The following is a 24264-nucleotide window of genomic DNA, read 5'->3' as shown; positions in this document are numbered from 1 at the left end:
GCTGTCATCACTCGGCATGACAAATGTCAGACGAACGCTCGGAGGCACGAAAAAGACCCCGGTCCATCAGGACCGGGGTCTTCATTCCCGAGCGGACGACGAGGTTCGAACTCGCGACCTCAACCTTGGCAAGGTTGCGCTCTACCAACTGAGCTACGTCCGCATGTGCTCCCGATCAGCTTTCACTGACCGGTGCAGGCACCAGCCTACCTGATCCACATAGTGGCCGGTACGGTGATGCAGAGCGGGTGACAGGAATCGCACACTGCGCCTTCCCCCTGGAAGGGGGATGTTCTACTACTGAACTACACCCGCATGTTTCCGTGAGCTGGGCCTTTCGGCCTCGCCCCTCGGCGTGCTCCAGACTCTAGCTGATCAGCCGGGGTGCTGCGCAAGTCGGTTGCCGCGAGGGGCGGATGGCCGGGCGTCGGTCCGGGCTTCGACGGACGTCACTGCGCGGCGGTGAACGCCTCGTAGACCTTCTTGGGGATGCGCCCGCGCGCGGGGACGTCCATCTTGTTGGCCTGAGCCCAGGCGCGCACGGCCGACGGGTCGGGTGCGACCTCCGTCTGCCGGTACGCCTTGCCCGAGCGGGACCGCTTGCGGCCGGCCTCCACGTAGGGCGCGAGCGCCTGCCGCAGTTCTCCGGCGTTGACTTCGCTCAGGTCGATCTCGTACGACTTGCCGTCCAGTCCGAAGGCGATCGTTTCCGCCGCTTCCGAGCCGTCGATGTCGTCAAAGAGAGTGACCACGACCTTCTGCGCCACGAATATCGGTCCCTTCATGCGGCACTTTGCCAATTCATTTGTACAGTGCCTGGCAATACATTGTGAAGCCCGACTAAATCCTTCCGCGTGTCAGAAGGCAATGGGTGCCGGGTGTCGATCCGGAATCTTTCCCGAAAATTTCGCGTGTGGCCCCGTCGATGCCGGATCGTGATGACGGTCACGTAGTTTCCTACAAGTCGACGCGCGTAGAAATTTCGTACGGGTAGTCTGAAGGAACCTGCTCAGCACCACACACCGGGAGTGCCAGTGGCACGCGTCGTAGTCGACGTCATGCTCAAGCCGGAGATCCTCGACCCCCAGGGCCAGGCGGTGCAGCGCGCACTGCCGCGGCTGGGTTTCGACGGGATCTCGGACGTCCGCCAGGGAAAGCGTTTCGAACTGGAAGTTGACGGGCCGGTCGACGAGGCCGCCCTCGCCCGCATTCATGATCTTGCCGAGTCCTTCCTCGCGAACACCGTGATCGAGGACTTCACGATCCGGGTCGAGGAAGTCGCGGAGGCCGCGAAGTGACCGCTCGTATTGGCGTCGTCACTTTTCCCGGCAGTCTCGACGACCGCGACACCCAGCGCGCGATCCGCGTCGCCGGCGCCGAGCCGGTCGCCCTGTGGCACAAGGACAAGGACCTCAAGCAGGTCGACGCCGTGGTGCTGTGCGGTGGTTTCTCCTACGGCGACTATCTGCGCGCCGGGGCCATCGCCCGTTTCTCGCCGGTGATGGAGCCCCTGCTGGAGCAGGCGAAGGCCGGTCTGCCGGTGCTCGGCATCTGCAACGGCTTCCAGATCCTCACCGAGGCCCACCTGCTGCCGGGCACGATGCTCCGCAACAACCACCTGCACTTCATCTGCCGTGACCAGAAGCTGCGGGTGGAGAACGCCGAGACCTCCTGGACCACCGACTACTCGGCCGGCCAGGAGATCCACATCCCGCTGAAGAACAACGACGGGCAGTACGTCGCCGACGAGCGCACCCTGGACGAGCTGGAGGCCGAGGGCCGGGTCGCCTTCCGGTACCTCGACTTCAACCCCAACGGCTCGCAGCGCGACATCGCCGGCGTCACCAACGCGGCCGGGAACGTCGTGGGCCTCATGCCGCACCCCGAGCACGCCGTCGAGCCGCTGATCGGCACCGGCCGCACCGACGGCCTCCCGTTCTTCACCTCGATCCTCAAGAAGCTGGTCAACGCATGAGCCGGACGCCTCTGGACACGGTCGAGCACGCGGCCGCGACCCCCGACGTCGAGCTGCCCTGGGCCGAACTGGGCCTGAAGAAGGACGAGTACGAGCGGGTCGTGGAGATCCTCGGCCGCCGGCCCACCGGGGCCGAGCTCGCCATGTACTCGGTGATGTGGTCGGAGCACTGCTCGTACAAGAGCAGCAAGGTGCACCTGCGCCAGTTCGGCGAGAAAGCCCCCGAGTCCGACGCGATGCTCGTCGGCATCGGCGAGAACGCCGGTGTCGTGGACGTCGGCCAGGGCTACGCGGTCACCTTCAAGGTCGAGTCGCACAACCACCCGTCGTACGTGGAGCCCTACCAGGGCGCGGCCACCGGTGTCGGCGGCATCGTGCGCGACATCATCGCCATGGGCGCCCGCCCGGTCGCGGTCGTCGATCCGCTGCGCTTCGGCGCGGCCGACCACCCCGACACCAAGCGCGTCCTGCCGGGCGTCGTCGCCGGCATCGGCGGCTACGGCAACTGCCTGGGTCTGCCCAACATCGGCGGCGAGGTCGTCTTCGACGCCTGCTACCAGGGCAATCCGCTGGTCAACGCCGGTGCCATCGGCGTCATGCGGCACGAGGACATCCACCTCGCCAAGGCCTCCGGCGCGGGCAACAAGGTCATCCTCTACGGGGCCCGGACCGGCGGTGACGGCATCGGCGGCGCCTCGATCCTGGCCTCCGAGACCTTCGACGACGCCAAGCCCTCGAAGCGCCCGGCCGTGCAGGTCGGCGACCCCTTCCAGGAGAAGCTCCTCATCGAGTGCACCCTGGAGGCCTTCGCCGAGAAGCTGGTCGTCGGCATCCAGGACCTCGGCGCCGCCGGCCTGTCCTGCGCCACCTCCGAGCTCGCCTCCAACGGCTCCGGCGGCATGCGCGTCACCCTGGACGACGTGCCCCTGCGCGACTCCACGCTCTCGCCCGAGGAAATCCTCATGAGCGAGTCGCAGGAGCGCATGTGCGCCGTCGTCGAGCCGGAGAAGGTCGACCGCTTCCTGGAGATCTGCGAGAAGTGGGACGTCATCGCCACCGTCATCGGTGAGGTGACCGACGGCGACCGCCTGGAGATCTACTGGCACGGCGGCAAGATCGTCGACGTCGACCCGCGCACGGTCGCTCACGAGGGCCCGGTCTACGAGCGCCCGTACGCCCGCCCCTCCTGGCAGGACGAGCTCCAGGCCGACGACGCCGGCAAGCTGCCCCGGCCGGAGACCTCCGAGGAGCTGAAGGACCAGGTCCTGAAGCTGGTCGGCTCCCCGAACCAGGCCTCCAAGTCCTGGATCACCAGCCAGTACGACCACTTCGTGCAGGGCAACACCGTCCTCGCCCAGCCCGAGGACTCCGGCATGATCCGGATCGACGAGAAGACCGGCCTCGGCGTGGCCATCGCCACGGACGGCAACGGCCGGTACGCCAAGCTCGACCCGTACCACGGCGCCCAGCTGGCCCTGGCGGAGGCGTACCGCAACGTCGCCACCACCGGCGCCAAGCCGCTCGCCGTCTCCGACTGCCTGAACTTCGGCTCGCCCGAGGACCCGGCGGTGATGTGGCAGTTCGCGGAGGCCGTGCGCGGTCTGGCCGACGCCTGCCAGCAGCTCGGCACCCCGGTGACCGGCGGCAACGTCTCCCTGTACAACCAGACCGGCGAGGCGGCCATCCACCCGACCCCGGTGGTCGCGGTCCTGGGCGTCATCGACGACGTGGCCCGCCGCACGCCCGTCGCCTTCCAGGAGGAGGGCCAGCTGCTCTACCTCCTCGGCGACACACGTGAGGAGTTCGGCGGCTCGGCCTGGTCGCAGGTGGTCCACGACCACCTCGGCGGTCTGCCGCCCCAGGTCGACCTGGAGCGCGAGCGGCTGCTCGCCGAGATCCTGATCGCCGCCTCCCGCGACGGCATGATCGACTCCGCCCACGACCTGTCCGACGGCGGTCTGATCCAGGCCGTGGTCGAGTCGGCGCTGCTGGGCGGCAAGGGTGCCCGTCTGATCGTCCCGGACGGTCTGGACGCCTTCACCTTCCTCTTCTCCGAGTCGGCGGGCCGTGCGGTCGTGGCCGTGCCCCGTTCGGAGGAGGTCCGCTTCAACGACATGTGCGGGGCGCGGGGCCTCCCGGCCACCCGCATCGGTGTCGTCGACGGCGACACGGTCGACGTCCAGGGCGAGTTCGCGCTCACCCTGTCCGAGCTGCGCGAGACGCACGAGGGCACGATCCCGGCACTGCTGAAGTAGGCAACCGCTCCGAAGCCCCCGTCCGGTCGGTCCGGGCGGGGGCTTCGCCGTGCCCGGAGCGGTGGCCGCACACCGACTCTTGCACGAGATTACGTAGTTACGTAATATCGGCGGCATGGAACTGGAACGACGCGTCGCCGACCTCGAACGCCGCCTGGCGGCCCTGGAAGGCGCCCAGCGCAGCGGCCCCCGCATCGACGGGAGCGACTTCTGGGCCTTGAACGGGCTGAAGGATCACCTGTCCGAGGCGGAAGTGACCGACGGCGGTGTCCTCTACACCGGCTCCGTACGCCTGCCGACGGGCGAGGAGTACGCCTGGCAGATGACCGCTCTCACCGAGGACCTGATGGAGGACGACGGGGCGACGGCCGCCGAGTCGTTCGCGGCGCTCGGCCACCCGGTCCGGCTCCGGCTGCTGCGCGAGATCCTCGGCGGGCGTCGCACCGCCGCCGAACTCGCCGAGCTGGACGAGGTCGGCACGACCGGCCAGATCTACCACCACCTGCGCCAGCTCACCGCCACGGGCTGGCTGCACACGACCGGCCGGGGCCGCCACGAGGTGCCGCCGGGGCGGGTCGTCCCGCTGCTCGTGGCGCTGGCGACCACCCGACCGTAGAGGAACTGGGGGAAACCGGATGTCCGCTCGCAAGCTCGGCACGGTGGCCTACCGCGTTCTGTGGCTGGTCTTCTTAGGCCTGATAGCCGCCGACCTGGGTTTCGGCCTGTCGGCCGGTCCCTGGTGGTGGAATTTCGCGCCGGTGCTCCTGGCGTACGCCGTGGTCCTCCTGGCGAACCGGTGGGGCGGTGCTCCGGACACGCCGCGCGCGGCCCGTGCAACCGTTGAGGTCGCCCCGCCCGTCACCGGCCGCTGGTCCGCGCTGAACAGCCCGGCCGACCGCACCCCCAGCCACGGCGTGCACAGCTACGGCCAGACCTTCGCCATCGACATCCTCGCCGAGCCCGAGCCGGGTGCCCGCCCGGCCTTCGGGTGGCTGTGGCCGCTCGCCCGCCGCCCCCGGGTCTTCCCGGCCTTCGGCGCCCCGATCCTCGCGGTCGCCGACGCCACGGTCGTCCGGGCCACAGACGCTCAGCGCGACCACCTCAGCCGCACCTCGCTGCTCGGGCTGCTGTACCTGATGCTGATCGAGGGTTCCGTGCGCGGGATGTCCGGAGTCCACCGCATCCTCGGCAACCACATCGTCCTCGACCTGGGCAACGGCACCCACGCCGCCTACGCCCACCTCCAGCGCGGCTCCCTCACCGTCCGCGAGGGCGACCGGGTGCGGGCCGGGCAGGTACTCGCCCGCTGCGGCAACTCCGGCAACTCCTCCGAACCGCACCTGCACTTCCAGCTGATGGACGGCCCGGACCCGGACGCGGCCCGGGGCGTCCCCTTCGCCTGGAGCGGCCTGGGCGTGCCCCGCGACGGCGAGATCTTCGAGGCACCTCCGACTGTCGTAGGCCCCCCTTAGGCTGGCCCTCATGCCACCGGTCAAGAAGCGCACCCGTAGCTACGACCCCGCCAAGATCCGCGCCGCGGTGCTCGCCCAGTTCGGGAACGTACGGGCCGCTGCCGCCGGACTCACCCCCGAGCAGCTCGCCCTGCCCACCCGGCTGGGCGACTGGACCGTCCGGGACCTGGTGGCACACGTCGGGACGAGCCTCGGGGCGGTCTCCCTGCTGACCGGCCTGCCGGAACCGGCCCAGCAGGACGGCACACTGCTCGACTGGCCCTCCGCGATCGCGGCCGACGCGCCGGACATCGCCGCGTACGCCCGTGAGGCGGCCGAGAGCCACCCGGACCCGGCCGCCCACCTCGCGGCCACTGAGGAGCGCTTCACCGCCGACCTCGCCGCACACCCCGGCACCCGGCTGCTCGCCACCAGCGCCGGCGCCCTGCCGCTGGCCGACTACCTCGTCACCCGCACCGTCGAGCTCGTCGTCCACACCGACGACCTCAACGCCGCCGTCCCCGGCCTGGACATCCCCTACGACCGGCAGGCCCTGGCCGCCTGCACCCGGCTGCTGGCCGACGCGCTCGCCGCGAAGGCGCCCGGCGGTTCGACGGAGGTGAGGGTGCCGCCGTACGCGGTCGTGCAGTGCGTGGAGGGGCCGAGGCACACCCGGGGCACCCCGCCCAACGTCGTCGAGACGGACCCGCTGACCTGGATCCGGCTCGCCACCGGGCGGCTGGCCTGGGCGCAGGCCCTCCAGGACGCCAAGGTCAGCGCCAGTGGCGAGCGGGCGGACCTGTCGGTCTACCTGCCCCTGATGAAATAAGGGGAACCGATCCCCCCGGGTCGTCCGTCGAAGTGGCATGGACAGGCAGAAGCAGCGCATGACCCTGACGGCCGCCGCCATGCTCGTCCCGCTCATGGCGGCTTGCGGCAGCGAGAAGGCGGACAGCGGCAGCGGCTCGGTCGGTGCCGGGAAACCGGTCACCGGAGTGCGGTGGAACGTGGACAGCGTCACCGCGGACGGCCGGACGCAGAAGGCCCCGGCCGGCGCCCACGTGACCATCGACAAGGGCCGGGCCGAGGGCAGCTTCGGCTGCAACAACTTCAGCGCCGAGGCCACCGTCGACGGCGACCGCGTCCGGCTCGGCAAGACCATGGCCACCGAGATGGCCTGCGAGAACAAGCCCATGGCCTTCGAGGAAAGCCTCGCGCGCGCCTTCTCCGACCAGGAGCTGCAGGCGAAGGTGGACGGCGGCCGCCTCACCCTCACCACCGCCCGGGGCGACACCGTCCGCCTGACCGAGGCGAAGGACGCCCCGCTGGCCGGCACCAAGTGGACCGTCACGACCCCGAGGGCCGACGGCCGCGCCCACCTCACCTTCGACGACAAGAAGGGCACCGTCGCCGGCAGCCTCGGCTGCAACAAGGTGAACGCCAAGGCCACGGTCAGCGACGGCCATATCACCCTCGGCCCTCCTGCCACGACCCGAATGATGTGCGAAGACTCACTCATGGCCGACGAGAAGACCCTGCTGCGACTTTTCGACGGAACGCTGAAGTACGGAGTCGATCACCAAACCCTCACGCTGACCAGCGAAAACGGTACGAGTGTGCGAGCGGTCGCCGAGCGGTGATCCACCGGAAAGTCCGGTATCCCCAATTCGGACCAACGGTCGACCTCGCCTACACTCGGTGGCGTGCCACGTGGTGACGGACGACTCAACCACGACCTGCTCCCCGGTGAGAAGGGCCCCCAGGACGCTTGTGGCGTCTTCGGTGTCTGGGCTCCGGGCGAAGAGGTCGCCAAGCTCACGTACTTCGGGCTCTACGCCCTCCAGCATCGAGGCCAGGAATCCGCGGGAATCGCGGTCAGCAACGGCTCGCAGATCCTCGTCTTCAAGGACATGGGCCTGGTTTCCCAGGTCTTCGACGAGACCTCCCTCGGTTCGCTCCAGGGTCACATCGCGGTCGGACACGCCCGCTACTCGACCACCGGTGCCTCCGTCTGGGAGAACGCCCAGCCGACGTTCCGTGCCACCGGGCACGGATCCATCGCGCTCGGCCACAACGGCAACCTCGTCAACACCGCCCAGCTCGCCGAGATGGTCGCCGACCTGCCCAAGCAGGAGGGCGGCCGCACCCCGCGCGTCGCGGCGACCAACGACACCGACCTGCTCACCGCGCTCCTCGCGGCCCAGACGGACGAGGACGGCAAGCCGCTGACCATCGAGGAGGCCGCCCACAGCGTCCTCCCGAAGGTCCGGGGCGCCTTCTCCCTCGTCTTCATGGACGAGCACACCCTGTACGCGGCCCGCGACCCGCAGGGCATCCGCCCGCTGGTCCTCGGCCGGCTGGAGCGCGGCTGGGTCGTCGCCTCCGAGTCCGCCGCCCTCGACATCTGCGGCGCCAGCTATGTCCGCGAGATCGAGCCGGGCGAGTTCGTCGCCATCGACGAGAACGGCCTGCGCACCTCCCGATTCGCGGACGCGAAGCCCAAGGGCTGTGTCTTCGAGTACGTGTACCTGGCCCGCCCGGACACCGACATCGCCGGCCGGAACGTGTACCTCTCCCGCGTGGAGATGGGCCGCAAGCTGGCGAAGGAGGCCCCGGTCGAGGCCGACCTGGTCATAGCGACCCCGGAGTCCGGCACGCCCGCGGCGATCGGCTACGCGGAGGCCTCCGGCATCCCGTTCGGCGCCGGCCTGGTCAAGAACGCGTACGTCGGCCGGACGTTCATCCAGCCCTCGCAGACCATCCGCCAGCTGGGCATCCGCCTGAAGCTGAACCCGCTGAAGGAAGTCATCAAGGGCAAGCGCCTGGTCGTCGTCGACGACTCGATCGTGCGCGGCAACACCCAGCGGGCCCTGGTCCGCATGCTCCGCGAGGCCGGCGCCGCCGAGGTCCACATCCGGATCTCCTCGCCGCCCGTGAAGTGGCCCTGCTTCTTCGGCATCGACTTCGCCACCCGCGCCGAGCTCATCGCCAACGGCATGACGATCGACGAGATCGGCACCTCCCTGGGCGCCGACTCCCTGGCCTACATCTCCATCGACGGCATGATCGAGGCGACCACCATCGCCAAGCCGAACCTCTGCCGTGCCTGCTTCGACGGCGAGTACCCGATGGAGCTCCCGGACCCCGAGCTGCTCGGCAAGCAGCTGCTGGAGACGGAGCTGGCCGCCGGCCCGGCCGCCACGGCCGCCGCCGACGCGATCCGCCGCCCGTAGACGGCTCGTCACACCTGCCGTACGACACGAAGGTTCTCTTTAGCCATGTCCGAGAAACCCAATGCCGAGGGCGGCGCCAGCTACGCAGCCGCGGGCGTCGACATCGAAGCGGGCGACCGCGCCGTCGAGCTGATGAAGGAGTGGGTGAAGAAGGCCCAGCGCCCCGAGGTCCTCGGCGGCCTCGGCGGCTTCGCCGGCCTCTTCGACGCCTCCGCCCTGAAGAACTACGAGCGTCCCCTGCTCGCCTCCGCCACGGACGGCGTCGGCACCAAGGTCGACATCGCCCGCCGGCTCGGCGTCTACAACACCATCGGCCACGACCTGGTCGCCATGGTCATGGACGACATCGTCGTCTGCGGCGCCGAGCCGCTGTTCATGACCGACTACATCTGCGTCGGCAAGGTCCACCCCGAGCGGGTCGCCGCCATCGTCAAGGGCATCGCCGAGGGCTGTGTGCTGGCCGGCTGCGCCCTGGTCGGCGGCGAGACGGCCGAGCACCCGGGCCTGCTGGGTGAGGACGACTTCGACGTCGCCGGCGCCGGTACGGGCGTCGTGGAGGCCGACCGGCTGCTCGGCGCGGATCGCATCCGGACGGGTGACGCGGTGATCGCCATGGCGTCCTCCGGTCTTCACTCGAACGGGTACTCCCTCGTCCGCCACGTCCTGCTGAACCAGGCGGGCCTGGCGCTGGACGCGCACATCGAGGAGCTCGGCCGCACCCTCGGCGAGGAGCTGCTGGAGCCGACGAAGATCTACTCGCTGGACTGCCTGGCCCTGATGCGCACCACCGAGGTGCACGCCTTCAGCCACGTCACCGGCGGCGGACTCGCGGCCAACCTCGCCCGGGTCATCCCGGACGACCTGCACGCGATCGTGGACCGCTCCACCTGGACGCCGGCCCCGATCTTCGACCTCGTCGGCCGTACGGGCAGCGTCGAGCGCCTGGAGCTCGAGAAGACCCTGAACATGGGCGTCGGCATGATCGCGATGGTGCCGCAGGAATCCGTGGACGTGGCCCTTACGACCCTCACCGACCGCGGCGTGGACGCCTGGGTGGCCGGAGAGATCACGGACCGGGGCGAGCACCCCACTGGTGCCGCCCTGATCGGTGACTACGCGAGCTGACGCACGGGTGGTCATCACCCTGCAAGCAGCACAGAACCCGGTCGGTGACCGAAGTCACCGACCGGGCACGTGCTCAGTGCAGGGTCAAGCGCCGCGACGATGTTGCGAGGACTGGTCGTCCCCGTCGTCGTCGTCCTCGTAGAGGTCGGCGTACCGTGCGTACAGGTCGTCGTCCTGATCATCGTCCTCGAACGGCTCGCCGTTAGGCGGCTGCGGATTCGAAGGCGATGCACCCAGCTCCTCGGCCAGGCGTGAGAGGTCAGTCCCACCGCTGTTGTACTTCAGCTGGCGGGCGACCTTCGTCTGCTTGGCCTTGGCCCGGCCGCGCCCCATGGCTCGACCCCCTCAACGACGGGGCTCGACGGCCCCAGAGTCTTGACACGCGTTCATGGTCCGGCACGGACTCTCCGCGGAGAGACCGGTCCGTAGGGCTTCCACGGTACCTGAGCCCGCGCCCATACGGTACGTCGCCCGCATGACGTGCCCGCGCCCAGGACCCTCGAGGCGCCCCGTCCTCGCTGGTCAACCGCGATTTTAACCACTTATCGACGGTCGACCCGCCGGTAGAAGTGAGAGTTCTCTCTAACTGCCCACCGACGGGTACCGGCCAAACGTACGAGACTCCGGGATCGTCCCGCACCGGTCCGGGGTCAGCGCGCCCGGCGTGCCAAGGCCGCGTCGTGCATTCGCTGCTCGGCGATCCGGTCGGCCGCGGCGGCCGGCGGAATGCCGTCTTCCTTCGCACGTGCGAATATGGCCAGCGTGGTGTCGAAGATCTTCGACGCCTTCGCCTTGCACCGCTCGAAGTCGAAGCCGTGCAGCTCGTCGGCGACCTGGATGACACCGCCGGCGTTCACCACGTAGTCCGGCGCGTAGAGGATCCCGCGGTCGGCGAGATCCTTCTCCACGCCCGGGTGGGCGAGCTGGTTGTTGGCGGCGCCGCACACCACCTCGGCGGTGAGCACCGGCACCGTCTCGTCGTTCAGGGCCCCGCCGAGCGCGCAGGGGGCGTAGATGCCCAGACCGTCGACGCGGATCAGCTCGTCGGTGTCCCGGACGGCGATCACGTCCCGGTGCCGCTCGGTGATCCGCCGCACCGCGTCCTCGCGCACGTCCGTGACGAAGACCTCGGCGCCCTCCTTCACGAGGTGCTCCACCAGGTGGTGGCCGACCTTGCCGACGCCGGCGATGCCGACCCGCTTCGCGCGCAGCGAGGGGTCGCCCCACAGGTGCTGCGCGGAAGCGCGCATGCCCTGGTAGACCCCGTAGGCGGTGAGGACGGAGGAGTCCCCGGCGCCGCCGTTCTCGGGGGAGCGGCCGGTCGTCCAGCGGCACTCGCGGGCCACGACGTCCATGTCGGCGACGTACGTACCGACGTCGCAGGCGGTGACGTACCGGCCGCCGAGGGAGGCCACGAACCGGCCGTAGGCGAGGAGCAGCTCCTCGCTCTTGATCTTCTCCGGGTCGCCGATGATCACGGCCTTGCCGCCGCCGTGGTCGAGACCGGCCATGGCGTTCTTGTACGACATCCCGCGGGCGAGGTTCAGCGCGTCGGCGACCGCCTCGGCCTCGTTCGCGTACGGGTAGAAGCGCGTACCGCCGAGCGCGGGCCCCAGGGCGGTGGAGTGGAGGGCGATGACGGCCTTGAGGCCGCTCGCGCGGTCCTGGCAGAGCACGACTTGCTCATGTCCCCCCTGGTCCGAGTGGAACAGGGTGTGCAGGACATCAGCAGGTGCGCCGATTACGTCGGTCACTGTGGTGACTCCTGAGTAAGTTGCGGCGGGTGGAGACCAGCTCCCGTGTGGGTGGCGGGGACTGTTGAGCACGAGATTAGAGCCTGGTGGGCCCGCCGACCGCACAGTGCACGGGATCACCTCCGACCGGAGTACACCCGTGCGACGATTTGCATAGATTTCCCGCGCGATCGTAAGCGGGTTCCGCAGGTTTTCGCGGCGGCGCGCGGGGGAGGGAGCAGGCGTGCCCAAGGTGACCTCGGTGATCGTCCCCTACGCGACCTACCTGCGCGTGTACGAACCGCTGGCCGCCTTCCCCGAGCCGGAGCGCAGCCACTGGGCCCGCTACGCCCGCCGTACGGACCGCCCCTCGTACCAGGACGAACTCCGCCGGGCCCTGGCCGACTTGGCCCCCACCCCGCCGGTCCCGGTGCCGGTGCACGAGAGCGAGGACGCCCTCGTGCTCGACGTCGACGGCGTCGTCTGCGTCTGCCCCTGGCGCACCCGGCTGCGCGGCTGGCTCGCGCTGGAGGAGCTCTCCGAGGAGCTTCCGCCGCCGGTCACCGACGCGGTCCTGCCCCCCGTCCTGCGGCGCCAGGCGGCCCAGGACTACGAGCGCTGGCTGGCGATCAACCCGGACGCCCGGCCGTGGATCCGTACGGCCACCTGGCAGGTGCCGATCAACTGGTTCGTCCTGGTCTCCGACGAGGAGCGCGAGTACGACAAGGGCGCCTCGGTCGACAGCCCGCCCGTGCTGCGCTACCGCACCCCCATGGTCCAGGCCCGGCGGCGGGTGGCCCGGGGGCTGCGCGCCCTGCGGGAGGCCATGGACGAGGGGCCGCTGATCGACGGCCTGGTGGACGTCGGGCGCTGGCTGGAGGAGTTCCACCCGCGCTCGCTCGTGGAGCTGGACTACGGCGGCCTGGTGCACGCGGTGCCGGCCGGGGCGCTGGAGGACGACCATTCCGCGGCGGACGTGGCCGCGGGCATCGCCGCGCTGCGGCGGGGTGACAGGGCCGCCGCGGGGGAGGCGTACGCCCGGCTCGTCGAGCGGTGGCGTTCCGTACGGGATCTGCGGTCGGCCAACTGACCCCTGACCATGATGTCCGTACAGACCGCTCGCAGTCGGTCACGAACTGACGTTTGACGAACCGCCCGATTTGGGGTTTCGTCCTCGCACCGAGTTCCTGAAGCGGGCTGTGCTTCTCCTGAGGCTTCGTCAACAAGGGACGTAGGGCCCGATCCGGGCAGACCTCTCAAGTAGGCCAAGCGTGACGGACTACACGTACGAGGCTCTTGCGTCCCTTGCCCCTCCTCATGCCAAAATAGGACAAGGAGTCCGGGGAGGGCTCCTTCCGTCCCATGGTGCTGCACTATGGGCGGAATCTCAGCATTGCACGCTTTGGGGGGTCTCGTGACTTCCTGATCACCCTGTGACTGATCGTCACAGCGGTGTGACTGTCCGCTATGGCATGGTCCATCGGCTTCCGTCGCTGATGAACACCTGGAGGGGCAATTCCATCGGTTTGGCCGACGCGGCTGGACAGATGGTGTAGTTGTAGTGCCGAGGACAAGCCGTTCGTCCTATAACCGACTCGACTCGCGTCCGCCATTTCGGGCAACGCGGGTCAAGGTGCAGAATTTAGAGGAAAGAACCGAGAAGGTTCGGTTCTCCCGAGGAGGCCGCTCATGACCGCTCGCACCCCTGATGCCGAGCCGCTGCTGACCCCGGCTGAGGTCGCCACCATGTTCCGCGTCGACCCCAAGACGGTCACGCGGTGGGCGAAGGCCGGCAAGCTCACGTCGATCCGCACGCTCGGCGGGCATCGGCGCTACCGCGAGGCCGAGGTCCGCGCTCTGCTCGCGGGCATCCCGCAGCAGCGCAGCGAGGCCTGAACAACTGAATAACCGGGCAAACCGGCTGGTCCCCCAACTGGCCGTGGCGTCCGGAACCACAGCTCCAAGCGACGCGGGATCCTGCCCCAACAGGCCCCACGCCCAAGCCAGTCAGAGCTTTCCAGGCATATAGCAGGGTGCGTCGTCGATCGCGCTGGACTCCGCCGGGTCCAGCGCGATCTTTTTTGTGCGCCCGCGGTCGGTCTGCCGATCCCGCTGTGGGCGGCCTTGTGGAAGCCTGGGGAGGGATGTCGGACCCCTGTGTGCGACGCCCCGGTCAGGGTGCAATTGCACATATTAAATTGACCCTTTGTAGGTGGGGCGTAAGTACCGCACTTTCCAAAACTCATGCGGTGACACCCGTCACATACCAAGCGGCTTGTTAGCTCAGCCGCAGGTGCGGTAGAGGAGCCTCCCGCTCCAGCGGCCCCTGCCCCGACGGGTGTTGAAGCCGCTCATGGATCATGCGGACGCCGGGCTCTCGTCCTCCCGGCACCGCGCCGCAGTCGGGGCCTGAGCGGCGCGCGGTGCGGACTCCATCGCCAGCCGCAGCAGACGATGGCAGATCGGGCAGTGCCGCGTGAGGTGCCGGTACGACGACGCGGCCGACAGATGCGCGCGGAGCAGAGCCCGCGTCTCGTGCCTGGCAGCTGCCGCCATACGCCACCTCCAGAAGGCCGCACCGGGAACGGCCCTGGTTCTGGGGTACCGGCGGAATGAGGGACCGTCAAGACGGCGTGAGGGGGCCCGGAGGGCCTACGCGGAGGTCAGGGCACACGAGAAGAGCCCGGATCCGAAGACTCGGGCTCTTGCCAGGGCAGGCGGTCCTGACGGGATGTGCTGTGTCTGATCGCGGCTCCGCCGCGGGCGCGGCCTCCGGCTGTTCGCAGTCGGGGCGCGGACGACAAAGAGCCCGGATCCGAAGATCCGGGCTCCTTCTCTGCGGTCCTGACGGGATTTGAACCCGCGGCCTCCACCTTGACAGGGTGGCGAGCACTCCAAACTGCTCCACAGGACCAGGTTTCGCAGTGCGATTCGTGCGTTGCGCTGCGAGAAGAGACTGTACAGGAGGGTGAGCCCACGGTCGAACTCACCCTGCGTGCAGGTGTCGTTACGGCGCCGCCGCGTCGATCGCCTTCACGATCCGCTTGTCGGAGACGGGGTAAGCGGTACCGAGCGCATGGGCGAAGTAGCTGACCCGGAGCTCCTCGATCATCCAGCGGATGTCCAGGACCGACGAGGGGACCGGCCGGCCCTGCGGCATCTGCTCCAGGAGCCAGGCGTACTCGTCCCGCATCTCGTGGACCTTCTGCATCCGCGTGGTGTCCCGCTGGACGTTTGTCGGCATCTGCTGCAGACGCCGGTCGGCCGCCACCAGATAGCGCATCAGGTCCGGCATACGCCGCAGCCCCGCCTCCGTCACGAAGCCCGGCTTCACGAGAGCGTCCAGCTGCCCCCGCACATCCTGGAGGTTCGGCAGCAGCGCGGGGCTGCGTACGGCCTTCAGACGCCGTTCGCAGGCCTGCCAGGCCGCCAGGACCTGCTCCACCTGACCCACCGTGCGGACGGTCGTGTCCACGATCTCGGCGCGCACCTTGTCGTACAGCTTCCGGTACGACTCCTCGTCCCACGCCGGCCCGCCGAAGTCCCCGATCAGCTTGTCCGCGGCGGCCATCGCGCAGTCGTCGAACAGACCCTGGACGGAACCGTGCGGATTCGCCGACAACGCCAGCTTCTGCGCGTTCGTCAGACGATCGCTCGCGAATTTCGCCGGGTTGACCGGGATGTTGCGCAGGATCAGCCGACGCGTGCCCTTCCACATGGCCTGCGCCTGCTCCGCCTCCGTGTCGAAGAGACGCACCGAGACCGTGTCACCGTCGTCGACCAGTGCCGGATACGCCTTCACCGGCTGACCCGCCCGGCGGGTCTCGAAGACGCGGGTGAGTGTGCCGATCGTCCAGTCGGTCAGCCCCGAGCGCTCCAGGGACTGGCCACCGGAGCGTTCGGCCGTCGCCGCGGCCGCCTGGGAGAGGGCCTTGCGGGCTTTCGGGCGCAACTGGAGCTTCAGCGCCTCGAGGTCCTTGTCCTCGGCCAGCTTGCGGCGGCGCTCGTCGACGATCCGGAACGTGACCTTCAAATGGTCGGGGACCTTGGACAGATCGAAGTCGTCCGCCTCGAAGGGCACACCCACCATGAGCCTCAGCTCACGGGTCATGGTCGTGGTGAGAGGCTCCTGGAGCGGGACGGCCCTGTCCAGGAACGCCTTCGCGAAGTTCGGCGCGGGCACGTAGTTCCGGCGGATCGGCTTGGGCAGCGATCGGATCAGCTCCGTCACCAGCTCCTCCCTCAGACCCGGGATCTGCCAGTCGAAGCCCTCGTCCGTGACCTGGTTGAGGACCTGCAACGGAATGTGGACGGTCACGCCGTCGGCATCCGCGCCCGGCTCGAACTGATACGTCACCCGGAACTTCAGATCCCCCTGACGCCACGAGTCCGGGTAGTCGGCCTTGGTGACCTCGCCCGCCTTCTCGTTGATGAGCATCTCGCGCTCGAAATCGAGGAAGTCGGGCTGCTCGTGCCGCTTGTGCTTCCACCACGAGTCGAAGTGGGCGCCGGAGACGACGTGTTCCGGGATCCGCTGGTCGTAGAAGTCGTACAGCGTCTCGTCGTCGACCAGGATGTCCCGGCGACGGGCCCGGTGCTCCAGCTCCTCGACCTCCGTGAGGAGCCGGCGGTTGTCCGAGAAGAACTTGTGGTGCGTACGCCAGTCGCCCTCCACCAGCGCGTTCCGGATGAACAGCTCACGGCTGACCTCCGGGTCGATCCGCCCGTAGTTGACCTTCCGCTGCGCCACGATCGGCACGCCGTAGAGCGTGACCTTCTCGTACGCCATCACCGCGGCCTGGTCCTTCTCCCAATGCGGCTCGCTGTACGTGCGCTTGATGAGGTGCGCCGCGAGCGGCTCGACCCACTCGGGCTCGATTCTGGCGTTGACCCGGGCCCAGAGGCGGGACGTCTCGACCAGCTCGGCGGACATCACGAAGCGCGGAGGCTTCTTGAACAGCGCCGAGCCGGGGAAGACCGCGAACTTGGCGTTACGGGCGCCCAGATACTCGTTCTTGGCGCCCTCCTTCACGTCCTTCATGCCGACATGCGACAGCAGGCCGGCCAGGAGGGAGACATGGATGCGGTCGGCCGGGGCGTCGTCCTCGTTGAGATGGATGCCCATCTGCTTCGCGACCGTGCGCAACTGCGTATAAATGTCCTGCCATTCGCGGATGCGAAGGAAATTGAGGTACTCCTGCTTGCACATCCGGCGGAAGGACGACGAACCCCGCTCCTTCTGCTGCTCGCGGACATAGCGCCAGAGATTGAGGTAGGCCAGGAAATCGCTGGTCTCGTCCTTGAAACGGGCATGCTGCTGGTCGGCCTGAGCCTGCTTGTCGGCCGGGCGCTCACGCGGATCCTGGATGGACAACGCGGCGGCTATCACCATGACCTCGCGCACACAGCCGTTCTTGTCCGCCTCCAGCACCATCCGGGCCAGCCGCGGGTCGACGGGCAACTGGGCCAGCTTGCGGCCGGTGTCCGTGAGCCGCTTGCGGGGGTCCTTCTGCGCCGGATCAAGGGCGTTCAGCTCTTGGAGCAGCTGCACACCGTCGCGAATGTTGCGGTGGTCCGGCGGGTCGATGAAGGGGAACTTCTCGATGTCGCCGAGGCCGGCCGCCGTCATCTGCAGGATGACGGACGCGAGGTTCGTCCGGAGGATCTCCGCGTCCGTGAACTCCGGGCGGGCGTTGAAGTCGTCCTCGCTGTAGAGGCGGATACAGATGCCGTCCGACGTACGCCCACAGCGACCCTTGCGCTGGTTGGCGCTGGCCTGCGAGACCGGCTCGATGGGCAGACGCTGCACCTTGGTGCGATGGCTGTAGCGGGAGATCCGGGCGAAGCCCGGGTCGATGACGTACTTGATGCCCGGAACGGTCAGCGAGGTCTCGGCGACGTTCGTGGCCAGAACGATCCTGCGGCCCGTGTGCGGCTGAAAGACGCGGTGCTGCTCCGCATGGGAGAGCCGGGCGTACAGCGGAAGGATCTCCGTGAACCGGTAGTTCTTCTTGGTGAGCGCGTCCGCCGTGTCCCTGATCTCCCGCTCACCCGAAAGGAAGACGAGGATGTCGCCCTTGCCCTCCCTCTGGAGCTCCTCCACGGCGTCGGTGATCGCGGTGATCTGATCCCGGTCGGCGTCGTCGCCGTCCTCCTCCAGAAGCGGCCGGTAACGGACCTCCACGGGGTACGTACGGCCGCTGACCTCGATGATCGGGGCATCACCGAAATGCCGGGAGAAGCGCTCGGGGTCGATCGTGGCCGAAGTGATGACGACCTTGAGGTCCGGGCGCTTCGGCAGCAACTGGGCGAGGTAGCCCAACAGGAAGTCGATGTTGAGGGACCGCTCGTGAGCCTCGTCGATGATGATCGTGTCGTAGGCGCGCAGCTCACGGTCGGTCTGGATCTCCGCGAGCAGAATGCCGTCCGTCATGAGCTTGACGAACGTGGCGTCCGGATCGACCTGATCGGTGAAGCGGACCTTCCAGCCGACGGCCCCGCCGAGCGGGGTGTCCAGCTCCTCGGCCACACGCTCGGCGACCGTCCGGGCGGCGATCCGGCGCGGCTGCGTGTGCCCGATCATGCCCCGCACACCGCGCCCGAGCTCCAGACAGATCTTCGGGATCTGCGTCGTCTTGCCCGAGCCGGTCTCACCGGCGACGATCACGACCTGGTGATCGCGAATCGCGGCCGCGATGTCGTCCTTCTTCTGGCTGACCGGCAGCTGCTCGGGATACGTGACCTCGGGCACGAGAGCGCGCCGCCCGGCCATCCGTTCCTCGGCCCTGCCCACCTCCGCCTCGATCTCGGCGAGCACGGCGGCCCGGGCCTCCGGCTTACGGATCTTGCGCGCACCTTCGAGCCTGCGCCCGAGCCGGTGCGCATCGCGCAGGGACAGCTCGGTCAGGCGGGGGGCGAGGGCGCCGAGGGCGGGGGCAGGGTGCGTAGACATACGCGATCCAGGATCTCATCCCCCGCAAAACGGAGGCGAACGGATTTCGACCAGAGCACGCAGACGCTCTTCGAGCGCTGACCGAGCCGGCCTACACGAGCAGGAGTGCTCGCGCTGCCATCACATCGACAAGAGAAACCGGCCGACACAGGCCGTGTTCTCGTGCAGGAACTGCGGCTTCTTCGAGCACGCGGACCTGAACGCGTCCCACATCATCGCCGATCGCGGCTGGTGGACCTGGGTCTGCGGGGCCGAGTCACAGGCCCTGCCCTCACGCTGATCGCGTAAGGGCTGGATGCGCCGCTTCCGCCGAAGGCATCGGCGGGGCGAACTGCAAACCGGAGAGTCTCCTGTCTCCGGTAGCGGACGCGATCGCTCGTACCACGGGGGTGATCCACGAGGCATACAACAAGGCCCCGATCCGAAGATCGGGGCCTTAGCTGTGGCTGGGGCCGGGGTCGAACCGGCGACCTTCCGATTTTCAGTCGGACGCTCGTACCAACTGAGCTACCCAGCCAAGAGGTTTCACGTGAAACCTCAGCGGTCCTGACGGGATTTGAACCCGCGGCCTCCACCTTGACAGGGTGGCGAGCACTCCAAACTGCTCCACAGGACCAAGCTTCGTACGACAGTGTCGCACAGGGTGGTGCGTGCCCCCAACGGGATTCGAACCCGTGCTACCGCCTTGAAAGGGCGGCGTCCTAGGCCGCTAGACGATGAGGGCTATCGGCCCGCCTGGGCGCTTCTCAGCGCGTCGGGGACGTGAGAAGCATATGGGATGGCGGGAGCTATCGCCAAAACGGTTTAGGGGGAGGCCGAGGGAGTGCCCTCCGGCGGGGTGCTGGGGGACTGGCTCGCGCCGGGTTGGTTCTCCTTCGGGAGGTGGCGGCTGACCTCGGCTGTCGTGAGGCCGAGGCCGCCGAGTTCGATCTCGTCCCAGGCCTGGAGATGGCGGGTGTCCCGGTCGAAGTAGAGGATCGACGCCTCGATGGGGTCGGGGTGTTTGCCCTCGATGGCGCGCAGGCCGCTGCCGCCTGTGGAGCCCTCGATACGGAGCCGGGTGCCGTAGGGCAGGTCCTCCATCTCGTCGTGGTGGAGGTGGCCGGCCAGGACCAGGGGGACCTCGCCGTCGACCTCGCGGGCGGCGGAGGGCTCGTGGGCGACGGCGATGTCCACGGGAGTGCCGGCGGTGCTCTGGTCGCGCAGGGCCGTGGCCAGGCGGGCGCCCGCGAGTTCCTGGGACTGCTCGGCGCCGGCCTGTCGGGAGCGGTCGGGGGTGAATTGGGGGTCGCCGATGCCCGCGAAGCGCAGGCCCTTGATCGTCTCGGCCTTGCCGTCGTCCAGGACGTGGACGTTCTTCAGGTTCTGCATGTAGCGCTGGGTGATCATCGAGTCGTGGTTGCCGCGGACCCAGACGTAGGGGGCGCCGAGGTCTTCGATGGGGTCGAGGAAGCCGTTTTCTGCGGCTGTGCCGTGGTCCATGGTGTCGCCGGAATCGACGATCACGTCGACCTTGTACTGCTGTACGAGCGAGGCGATGATCTTCCAGCTCGCCGGGTTGAGGTGGATGTCGGAGACGTGCAGGACCCGGATGGTGGAGGGGTCGGGCGCGTAGGCCGGCAGCGTCGAGGTGGCGTCGTAGAGCTTGGTCACGTTGGTGACCAGGCGGGCCAACTCCTTCTGGTAGACGTCGAATTCGGTGACGATGTTGCGGGCGTTGCCGACGAGGGAGGGGGCTGAGGTGAGCAGGCCGGAGAACTTGGGTTCGAGGACGGAGTCGGGGCGCCAGGTGGCGTAGGCGGTGCCGCCGGAGGCGGCGAGGAGGGTGAGGGCGAGGCCGCCGGCGGCCAGGGCGCGGCGGGGGCGGCGGTAGACGGCGAGGCCGAGGGCGGTGGCTCCGGCGACGACGGCGACGCCGGAGCGGACGGCCAGGTCGAGGGTGCCGCGGCCGACGTCCTGGGTGACCTCGTCCTGGAGGCCGGAGAGGCGTTCGGGGTGGTCGACGAGGGCTTGGGAGCGGTCGGGGTCGAGCTGGTCGACGTTGACGTCGAGGCGGACGGGGGCGATGTGGCTGTCCAGTTCCAGGGCGCCCAGGGGCGAGATGTTGATTTTGGTGCCGCCGGTGAAGGAGGGGCGCAGGGTCATGGTGGTGTTCATGGGGCCGACCGGGACCCGGACGTTGCCCACGACCAGCAGTCCGAGCCAGGCGCCGAGGAGGACGACGGCTACGAGTCCCACCGCGCGGGTCCACGGGTGTGGCTGCGCCACGAGCTCGATGGTGGTGGGTGGCCGGCGGGCGCGGTAGCGGCGGGCCAGGGCGCGCGGGGGGTTGCGGATCGGGTTCAGGGCACTCCGGACTGCGGCGGGGACGCGGGCCATTGGTCCCGTATGCCCAAGTGCGCGGGCGGATATGCGGCGCCGGAAGGCTCTCGTACGGCGGGGTCGTGGCTGACAATGGGCCTGTGCTGGAGATGACGCGTGAGGAGTTCGAGGAGCTGGTCGCCGAGGCGCTCGACCGGATCCCGCCGGAGTTGACGCGACTGATGGACAACGTCGCGGTGTTCGTCGAGGACGAGCCGCCGGTGGATGATCCTGAGCTGCTCGGGCTGTACGAGGGGACTCCGCTGACCGATCGGGGTGAGTGGTACGCCGGTGTGCTGCCGGACCGGATCACCGTCTACCGGAATCCGACGTTGCGGATGTGCGAGTCGCGGGAGGATGTCGTCGCGGAGACGGAGATCACCGTGGTGCATGAGATCGCGCACCATTTCGGCATCGACGACGAGCGTCTTCACGCCTTGGGCTACGGCTGACCGGGTTGTGAATGCGGGGCGCGTGTCCTCTTGTGGGCGGCGGGAGTTGGAGGTGTTGACTTCATCACCCTCCACCGGAGGTGGCCCCGTGCGCCCCTTGTACGTACCCGTCCGACTGGCCGCCACGGTCGTGGCCGTCGCCGCTGCCGCCGGTTGCATGAGCGTCGGCGACGACGATGCGGGTGGGAGCGTCAAGCCGTCGCACTCCGCCGGGCAGCGGGGTGGTGGGGCGCCCGGCGGTGGGCCGGCGGTCTCGGGCGGTGGCGGGTTCGGCGCGGCCGGGGCCGACGGTGAGCGGGGGCGCGGCAAGGGCAAGAAGGGCGAGAAGGGCAAGGGCGGCGGGGTGCGGGAGTCGGTGTCTCCCGAGGCGTCGCCGAGTGTTGATGCGAGTCCGTCCGTGCCGGGGCGCGAGAAGCCGGGGAAGCCGGTTCGGCCGGTGCCGAAGCCGCCCGCGCCGCCGACGCCCACCCGGACGGCCGAACCGGAGCCGACGCCGACTCCGCCGGAGCCGACGACGTCGCCGGAGCCGACGCCGGAGCCGTCGTCGTCGGCGCACGAGCCGCCGGGGCCGCAGCTCGCGCAGCGGGAGCCGGCGCCGGAGGCGGGGGTCCCGGCGTGAGGCCGGGGATGGGGTGAGGGGCCGGGAACTCTGTGGGGGCCGGGCGGGAAATCCCGTGGGTCGGGCGGGAACATTTCCGGCTGGAGGGTGGTTGCAGCCCTTGGGAGGCGGTCCGGTCGTCGGACTGCCGCTCGCTGTCTCCTGCACAGTCCGGTTTGCCTTGTGGGGCCCGGAGTGCGTATGGTGGCAGATCGTTTGATCCCATCTTGCCCGGCGCCACTGCAGAGCGCGCCGTGTGGCGCGTACTCTCCCTTGCCGTGGTGGACCGCATTGAGGCGGTCGTATTGCGAATCGCGAATCACGGAGTTGACGGGCGCGTGCCGACTTGAGACTCCGGAAGGTTTCGCATTCGCATGTCCATCGCCAGTACTGATCACGTCGTCGTGCCCGAGAACGAGGCAATCGAGGACGCCCCCGAGGCCACGTTCGCGGAGCTCGGCCTCCCCGAAGGCGTCGTGCGCAAGCTCGCGCAGAACGGCGTGACCACCCCCTTCCCGATCCAGGCCGCGACCATCCCGGACGCCCTGGCCGGCAAGGACATCCTCGGCCGTGGCCGCACCGGCTCCGGCAAGACCCTGTCGTTCGGTCTGCCGACCCTGGCCACGCTGGCCGGCGGCCGTACCGAGAAGCACAAGCCGCGTGCGGTCATCCTGACGCCGACGCGTGAGCTCGCCATGCAGGTCGCCGACGCGCTCCAGCCCTACGGCGACGTCCTCGGCCTGAAGATGAAGGTCGTCTGCGGCGGTACGTCGATGGGCAACCAGATCTACGCCCTGGAGCGGGGCGTCGACATCCTGGTCGCCACCCCGGGCCGGCTGCGCGACATCATCAACCGCGGCGCCTGCTCGCTGGAGAACGTGCAGATCGCCGTTCTCGACGAGGCCGACCAGATGTCCGATCTGGGCTTCCTGCCCGAGGTCACCGAGCTGCTGGACCAGGTTCCGGCCGGCGGCCAGCGCATGCTGTTCTCGGCCACGATGGAGAACGAGATCTCCACGCTGGTCAAGCGCTACCTGACCGACCCGGTCACGCACGAGGTCGACAGCGCCCAGGGCAACGTCACGACCATGTCGCACCACATCCTCATCGTGAAGCCCAAGGACAAGGCGCCGGTCACCGCCGCGATCGCCTCCCGCAAGGGCCGCACGATCATCTTCGTCCGCACCCAGCTGGGCGCCGACCGTATCGCCGAGCAGCTGTGCGACTCCGGTGTGAAGGCCGACGCGCTGCACGGCGGTATGACGCAGGGCGCGCGTACCCGCGTGCTGGAGGACTTCAAGAAGGGCTACGTCAACGCGCTCGTCGCGACCGACGTCGCCGCCCGCGGTATCCATGTCGACGGCATCGACCTGGTGCTGAACGTGGACCCCGCCGGTGACCACAAGGACTACCTGCACCGGGCGGGCCGCACTGCGCGTGCCGGTCGCACGGGCACGGTCGTGTCCCTGTCGCTGCCGCACCAGCGGCGTCAGATCTTCCGGCTGATGGAGGACGCGGGCGTCGACGCCTCGCGTCACATCATCCAGGGCGCCGGCGCGTTCGACCCGGAGGTCGCCGAGATCACCGGTGCCCGGTCGATGACCGAGGTCCAGGCCGAGTCGGTGGGCAACGCCGCGCAGCAGGCCGAGCGTGAGGTCGCCCAGCTCGCCAAGGAGCTGGAGCGGGCGCAGCGTCGTGCGAACGAGCTGCGTGAGGAGGCCGACCGTCTGGTCGCCCGGGTCGCCCGCGAGCAGGGTGAGGACCCCGAGGCCGCGGTGGCCGAGGCCCAGGCAGCGGTGGTGGCCGCGGCGGCCGAGGCGTCCGTGCCCGAGCAGCCGGCGGCGCAGGACGTCGACCGGGCGGACCGGGACGACCGTGGCGGGCGTTCGTACGAGCGTCGTGACGACAGCCGTGGTGGCGGTTTCCGCCGGGACGACCGTCGTGATGACAACCGTGGTGGTGGCCGGTCCTTCGAGCGTCGTGACGACCGTGGTGGCCGTGGCTTCGAGCGTCGTGACGACAGCCGTGGCGGTGGTTTCCGCCGGGACGACCGTCGTGATGACAACCGTGGTGGTGGCCGGTCCTTCGAGCGTCGTGACGACCGTGGTGGCCGTGGCTTCGAGCGTCGT

General features: G+C 69.2%; 21 protein-coding genes and 6 tRNA genes. 15 read left to right on the top strand and 12 right to left on the bottom strand.

Going from position 1 to position 24264, the window contains the following annotated elements:
* Nucleotides 1-90: 90 nt before the first annotated feature.
* The 3 genes from ACIRDU_RS12010 to ACIRDU_RS12000 all read right to left on the bottom strand — a co-directional run bounded on the left by ACIRDU_RS12010 (nucleotide 91) and on the right by ACIRDU_RS12000 (nucleotide 767).
* A tRNA-Gly gene (locus ACIRDU_RS12010) sits at nucleotides 91-163 on the bottom strand.
* Between the two features lie 80 nt (nucleotides 164-243).
* Nucleotides 244-315 (bottom strand) — tRNA-Gly (locus ACIRDU_RS12005).
* 134 nt (nucleotides 316-449) lie between these two features.
* Nucleotides 450-767, bottom strand: coding sequence for an Lsr2 family protein (locus ACIRDU_RS12000; RefSeq protein ID WP_403578959.1), 318 nt, complete (start codon nucleotides 765-767; stop codon nucleotides 450-452).
* A 267-nt stretch (nucleotides 768-1034) separates the two neighbouring features.
* Between ACIRDU_RS12000 and purS the strand changes: the two genes are divergently transcribed.
* From purS to purM, 9 genes are all read left to right on the top strand, one after another.
* A complete protein-coding gene (gene purS, locus ACIRDU_RS11995; protein WP_031137820.1) occupies nucleotides 1035-1298 on the top strand; it encodes a phosphoribosylformylglycinamidine synthase subunit PurS in 264 nt (87 codons plus the stop codon).
* Nucleotides 1295-1975, top strand: a complete 681-nt coding sequence (gene purQ / locus ACIRDU_RS11990) for a phosphoribosylformylglycinamidine synthase subunit PurQ (protein ID WP_386631565.1) — start codon at nucleotides 1295-1297, stop codon at nucleotides 1973-1975. Before purS ends, purQ begins: the two co-directional genes overlap by 4 nt.
* Nucleotides 1972-4230, top strand: coding sequence for a phosphoribosylformylglycinamidine synthase subunit PurL (gene purL / locus ACIRDU_RS11985; RefSeq protein ID WP_403577528.1), 2259 nt, complete (start codon nucleotides 1972-1974; stop codon nucleotides 4228-4230). Before purQ ends, purL begins: the two co-directional genes overlap by 4 nt.
* Before the next feature lie 115 nt (nucleotides 4231-4345).
* Nucleotides 4346-4846, top strand: a complete 501-nt coding sequence (locus ACIRDU_RS11980) for an ArsR/SmtB family transcription factor (protein ID WP_403577525.1) — start codon at nucleotides 4346-4348, stop codon at nucleotides 4844-4846.
* Between the two features lie 19 nt (nucleotides 4847-4865).
* Entirely contained in the window at nucleotides 4866-5702 is an 837-nt protein-coding gene (locus tag ACIRDU_RS11975; RefSeq protein WP_403577521.1) for a M23 family metallopeptidase, read from the top strand.
* Between the two features lie 10 nt (nucleotides 5703-5712).
* Nucleotides 5713-6510 carry a sterol carrier family protein gene (locus ACIRDU_RS11970; RefSeq protein ID WP_403577518.1) on the top strand — a complete coding sequence of 266 codons (798 nt, stop codon included), beginning with the start codon at nucleotides 5713-5715 and terminating at the stop codon, nucleotides 6508-6510.
* 37 nt (nucleotides 6511-6547) lie between these two features.
* Nucleotides 6548-7321, top strand: coding sequence for an META domain-containing protein (locus tag ACIRDU_RS11965; protein ID WP_403577515.1), 774 nt, complete (start codon nucleotides 6548-6550; stop codon nucleotides 7319-7321).
* Nucleotides 7322-7384: 63 nt separating this feature from the next.
* Nucleotides 7385-8914 (top strand): amidophosphoribosyltransferase, encoded by a 1530-nt coding sequence (gene purF, locus ACIRDU_RS11960; protein WP_403577512.1) that lies wholly within the window; start codon nucleotides 7385-7387, stop codon nucleotides 8912-8914.
* 45 nt (nucleotides 8915-8959) lie between these two features.
* Nucleotides 8960-10039: a phosphoribosylformylglycinamidine cyclo-ligase gene (purM, locus tag ACIRDU_RS11955; protein ID WP_403577509.1), complete on the top strand. Its 1080-nt coding sequence runs from the start codon at nucleotides 8960-8962 to the stop codon at nucleotides 10037-10039.
* Nucleotides 10040-10123: 84 nt separating this feature from the next.
* Here the strand turns inward: purM and ACIRDU_RS11950 are convergent, their stop codons facing one another.
* On the bottom strand, nucleotides 10124-10372 hold the full coding sequence (locus ACIRDU_RS11950) for a DUF3073 domain-containing protein (protein WP_403577506.1): 249 nt from the start codon (nucleotides 10370-10372) through the stop codon (nucleotides 10124-10126).
* A gap of 317 nt (nucleotides 10373-10689) precedes the next feature.
* Nucleotides 10690-11793 carry a Leu/Phe/Val dehydrogenase gene (locus ACIRDU_RS11945; protein WP_403577504.1) on the bottom strand — a complete coding sequence of 368 codons (1104 nt, stop codon included), beginning with the start codon at nucleotides 11791-11793 and terminating at the stop codon, nucleotides 10690-10692.
* 223 nt (nucleotides 11794-12016) lie between these two features.
* Between ACIRDU_RS11945 and ACIRDU_RS11940 the strand changes: the two genes are divergently transcribed.
* Nucleotides 12017-12862 carry a hypothetical protein gene (locus ACIRDU_RS11940; RefSeq protein WP_403577501.1) on the top strand — a complete coding sequence of 282 codons (846 nt, stop codon included), beginning with the start codon at nucleotides 12017-12019 and terminating at the stop codon, nucleotides 12860-12862.
* Nucleotides 12863-13461: 599 nt separating this feature from the next.
* Complete coding sequence (gene bldC, locus ACIRDU_RS11935; RefSeq protein ID WP_003949541.1) at nucleotides 13462-13668, top strand: developmental transcriptional regulator BldC; 207 nt, start codon at nucleotides 13462-13464, stop codon at nucleotides 13666-13668.
* 462 nt (nucleotides 13669-14130) lie between these two features.
* Here bldC and ACIRDU_RS11930 read toward each other — a convergent pair whose 3' ends face one another.
* From ACIRDU_RS11930 to hrpA, 3 genes are all read right to left on the bottom strand, one after another.
* The gene (locus ACIRDU_RS11930; protein ID WP_403577498.1) at nucleotides 14131-14328 is read right to left on the bottom strand and encodes a DUF6274 family protein; all 198 of its coding nucleotides are present in this window, start codon (nucleotides 14326-14328) and stop codon (nucleotides 14131-14133) included.
* Nucleotides 14329-14611: 283 nt separating this feature from the next.
* Nucleotides 14612-14686, bottom strand: a tRNA-Asp gene (locus ACIRDU_RS11925).
* 93 nt (nucleotides 14687-14779) lie between these two features.
* On the bottom strand, nucleotides 14780-18724 hold the full coding sequence (gene hrpA / locus ACIRDU_RS11920) for an ATP-dependent RNA helicase HrpA (RefSeq protein WP_403577495.1): 3945 nt from the start codon (nucleotides 18722-18724) through the stop codon (nucleotides 14780-14782).
* On the opposite strand from hrpA, the gene ACIRDU_RS11915 reads away from it, so the two are divergent.
* The gene (locus ACIRDU_RS11915) at nucleotides 18618-19004 is read left to right on the top strand and encodes a zinc ribbon domain-containing protein (RefSeq protein WP_403577492.1); all 387 of its coding nucleotides are present in this window, start codon (nucleotides 18618-18620) and stop codon (nucleotides 19002-19004) included. The genes hrpA and ACIRDU_RS11915 overlap by 107 nt on opposite strands.
* A gap of 163 nt (nucleotides 19005-19167) precedes the next feature.
* Here the strand turns inward: ACIRDU_RS11915 and ACIRDU_RS11910 are convergent.
* The 4 genes from ACIRDU_RS11910 to ACIRDU_RS11895 form a co-directional block, all read right to left on the bottom strand.
* Nucleotides 19168-19241, bottom strand: a tRNA-Phe gene (locus ACIRDU_RS11910).
* Nucleotides 19242-19265: 24 nt separating this feature from the next.
* Nucleotides 19266-19340: transfer RNA gene (locus ACIRDU_RS11905), tRNA-Asp, on the bottom strand.
* Between the two features lie 35 nt (nucleotides 19341-19375).
* A tRNA-Glu gene (locus ACIRDU_RS11900) sits at nucleotides 19376-19448 on the bottom strand.
* Between the two features lie 80 nt (nucleotides 19449-19528).
* Entirely contained in the window at nucleotides 19529-21103 is a 1575-nt protein-coding gene (locus tag ACIRDU_RS11895) for a metallophosphoesterase (protein ID WP_403577490.1), read from the bottom strand.
* Between the two features lie 83 nt (nucleotides 21104-21186).
* Between ACIRDU_RS11895 and ACIRDU_RS11890 the strand changes: the two genes are divergently transcribed.
* The 3 genes from ACIRDU_RS11890 to ACIRDU_RS11880 all read left to right on the top strand — a co-directional run.
* Nucleotides 21187-21537 carry a metallopeptidase family protein gene (locus tag ACIRDU_RS11890; protein ID WP_403577486.1) on the top strand — a complete coding sequence of 117 codons (351 nt, stop codon included), beginning with the start codon at nucleotides 21187-21189 and terminating at the stop codon, nucleotides 21535-21537.
* Nucleotides 21538-21625: 88 nt separating this feature from the next.
* The gene (locus tag ACIRDU_RS11885; RefSeq protein WP_403577483.1) at nucleotides 21626-22156 is read left to right on the top strand and encodes a hypothetical protein; all 531 of its coding nucleotides are present in this window, start codon (nucleotides 21626-21628) and stop codon (nucleotides 22154-22156) included.
* A 353-nt stretch (nucleotides 22157-22509) separates the two neighbouring features.
* Nucleotides 22510-24264: DEAD/DEAH box helicase (locus ACIRDU_RS11880; RefSeq protein ID WP_403577481.1), on the top strand; the 1755-nt coding region annotated here is incomplete at its 3' end.

Origin of the sequence: Streptomyces sp. NPDC093598 (genome assembly GCF_044764825.1) — a bacterium.
Lineage (GTDB): Bacteria > Actinomycetota > Actinomycetes > Streptomycetales > Streptomycetaceae > Streptomyces.
This window is presented reverse-complemented; position numbering and strand designations above follow the sequence as displayed.

What these genes read in the sequence shown, in the direction of transcription:
- ACIRDU_RS11950 (WP_403577506.1), bottom strand. Translation starts at nt 10,372, where the DNA reads ATGGGGCGCGGCCGGGCCAAGGCCAAGCAGACGAAGGTCGCCCGCCAG.
- ACIRDU_RS11970 (WP_403577518.1), top strand. Translation starts at nt 5,713, where the DNA reads ATGCCACCGGTCAAGAAGCGCACCCGTAGCTACGACCCCGCCAAGATC.
- ACIRDU_RS11975 (WP_403577521.1), top strand. Translation starts at nt 4,866, where the DNA reads ATGTCCGCTCGCAAGCTCGGCACGGTGGCCTACCGCGTTCTGTGGCTG.
- bldC (WP_003949541.1), top strand. Translation starts at nt 13,462, where the DNA reads ATGACCGCTCGCACCCCTGATGCCGAGCCGCTGCTGACCCCGGCTGAG.
- ACIRDU_RS11895 (WP_403577490.1), bottom strand. Translation starts at nt 21,103, where the DNA reads ATGGCCCGCGTCCCCGCCGCAGTCCGGAGTGCCCTGAACCCGATCCGC.
- purM (WP_403577509.1), top strand. Translation starts at nt 8,960, where the DNA reads ATGTCCGAGAAACCCAATGCCGAGGGCGGCGCCAGCTACGCAGCCGCG.
- ACIRDU_RS11930 (WP_403577498.1), bottom strand. Translation starts at nt 14,328, where the DNA reads ATGGCGGCAGCTGCCAGGCACGAGACGCGGGCTCTGCTCCGCGCGCAT.
- purL (WP_403577528.1), top strand. Translation starts at nt 1,972, where the DNA reads ATGAGCCGGACGCCTCTGGACACGGTCGAGCACGCGGCCGCGACCCCC.
- ACIRDU_RS11980 (WP_403577525.1), top strand. Translation starts at nt 4,346, where the DNA reads ATGGAACTGGAACGACGCGTCGCCGACCTCGAACGCCGCCTGGCGGCC.
- hrpA (WP_403577495.1), bottom strand. Translation starts at nt 18,724, where the DNA reads ATGTCTACGCACCCTGCCCCCGCCCTCGGCGCCCTCGCCCCCCGCCTG.
- ACIRDU_RS11965 (WP_403577515.1), top strand. Translation starts at nt 6,548, where the DNA reads ATGGACAGGCAGAAGCAGCGCATGACCCTGACGGCCGCCGCCATGCTC.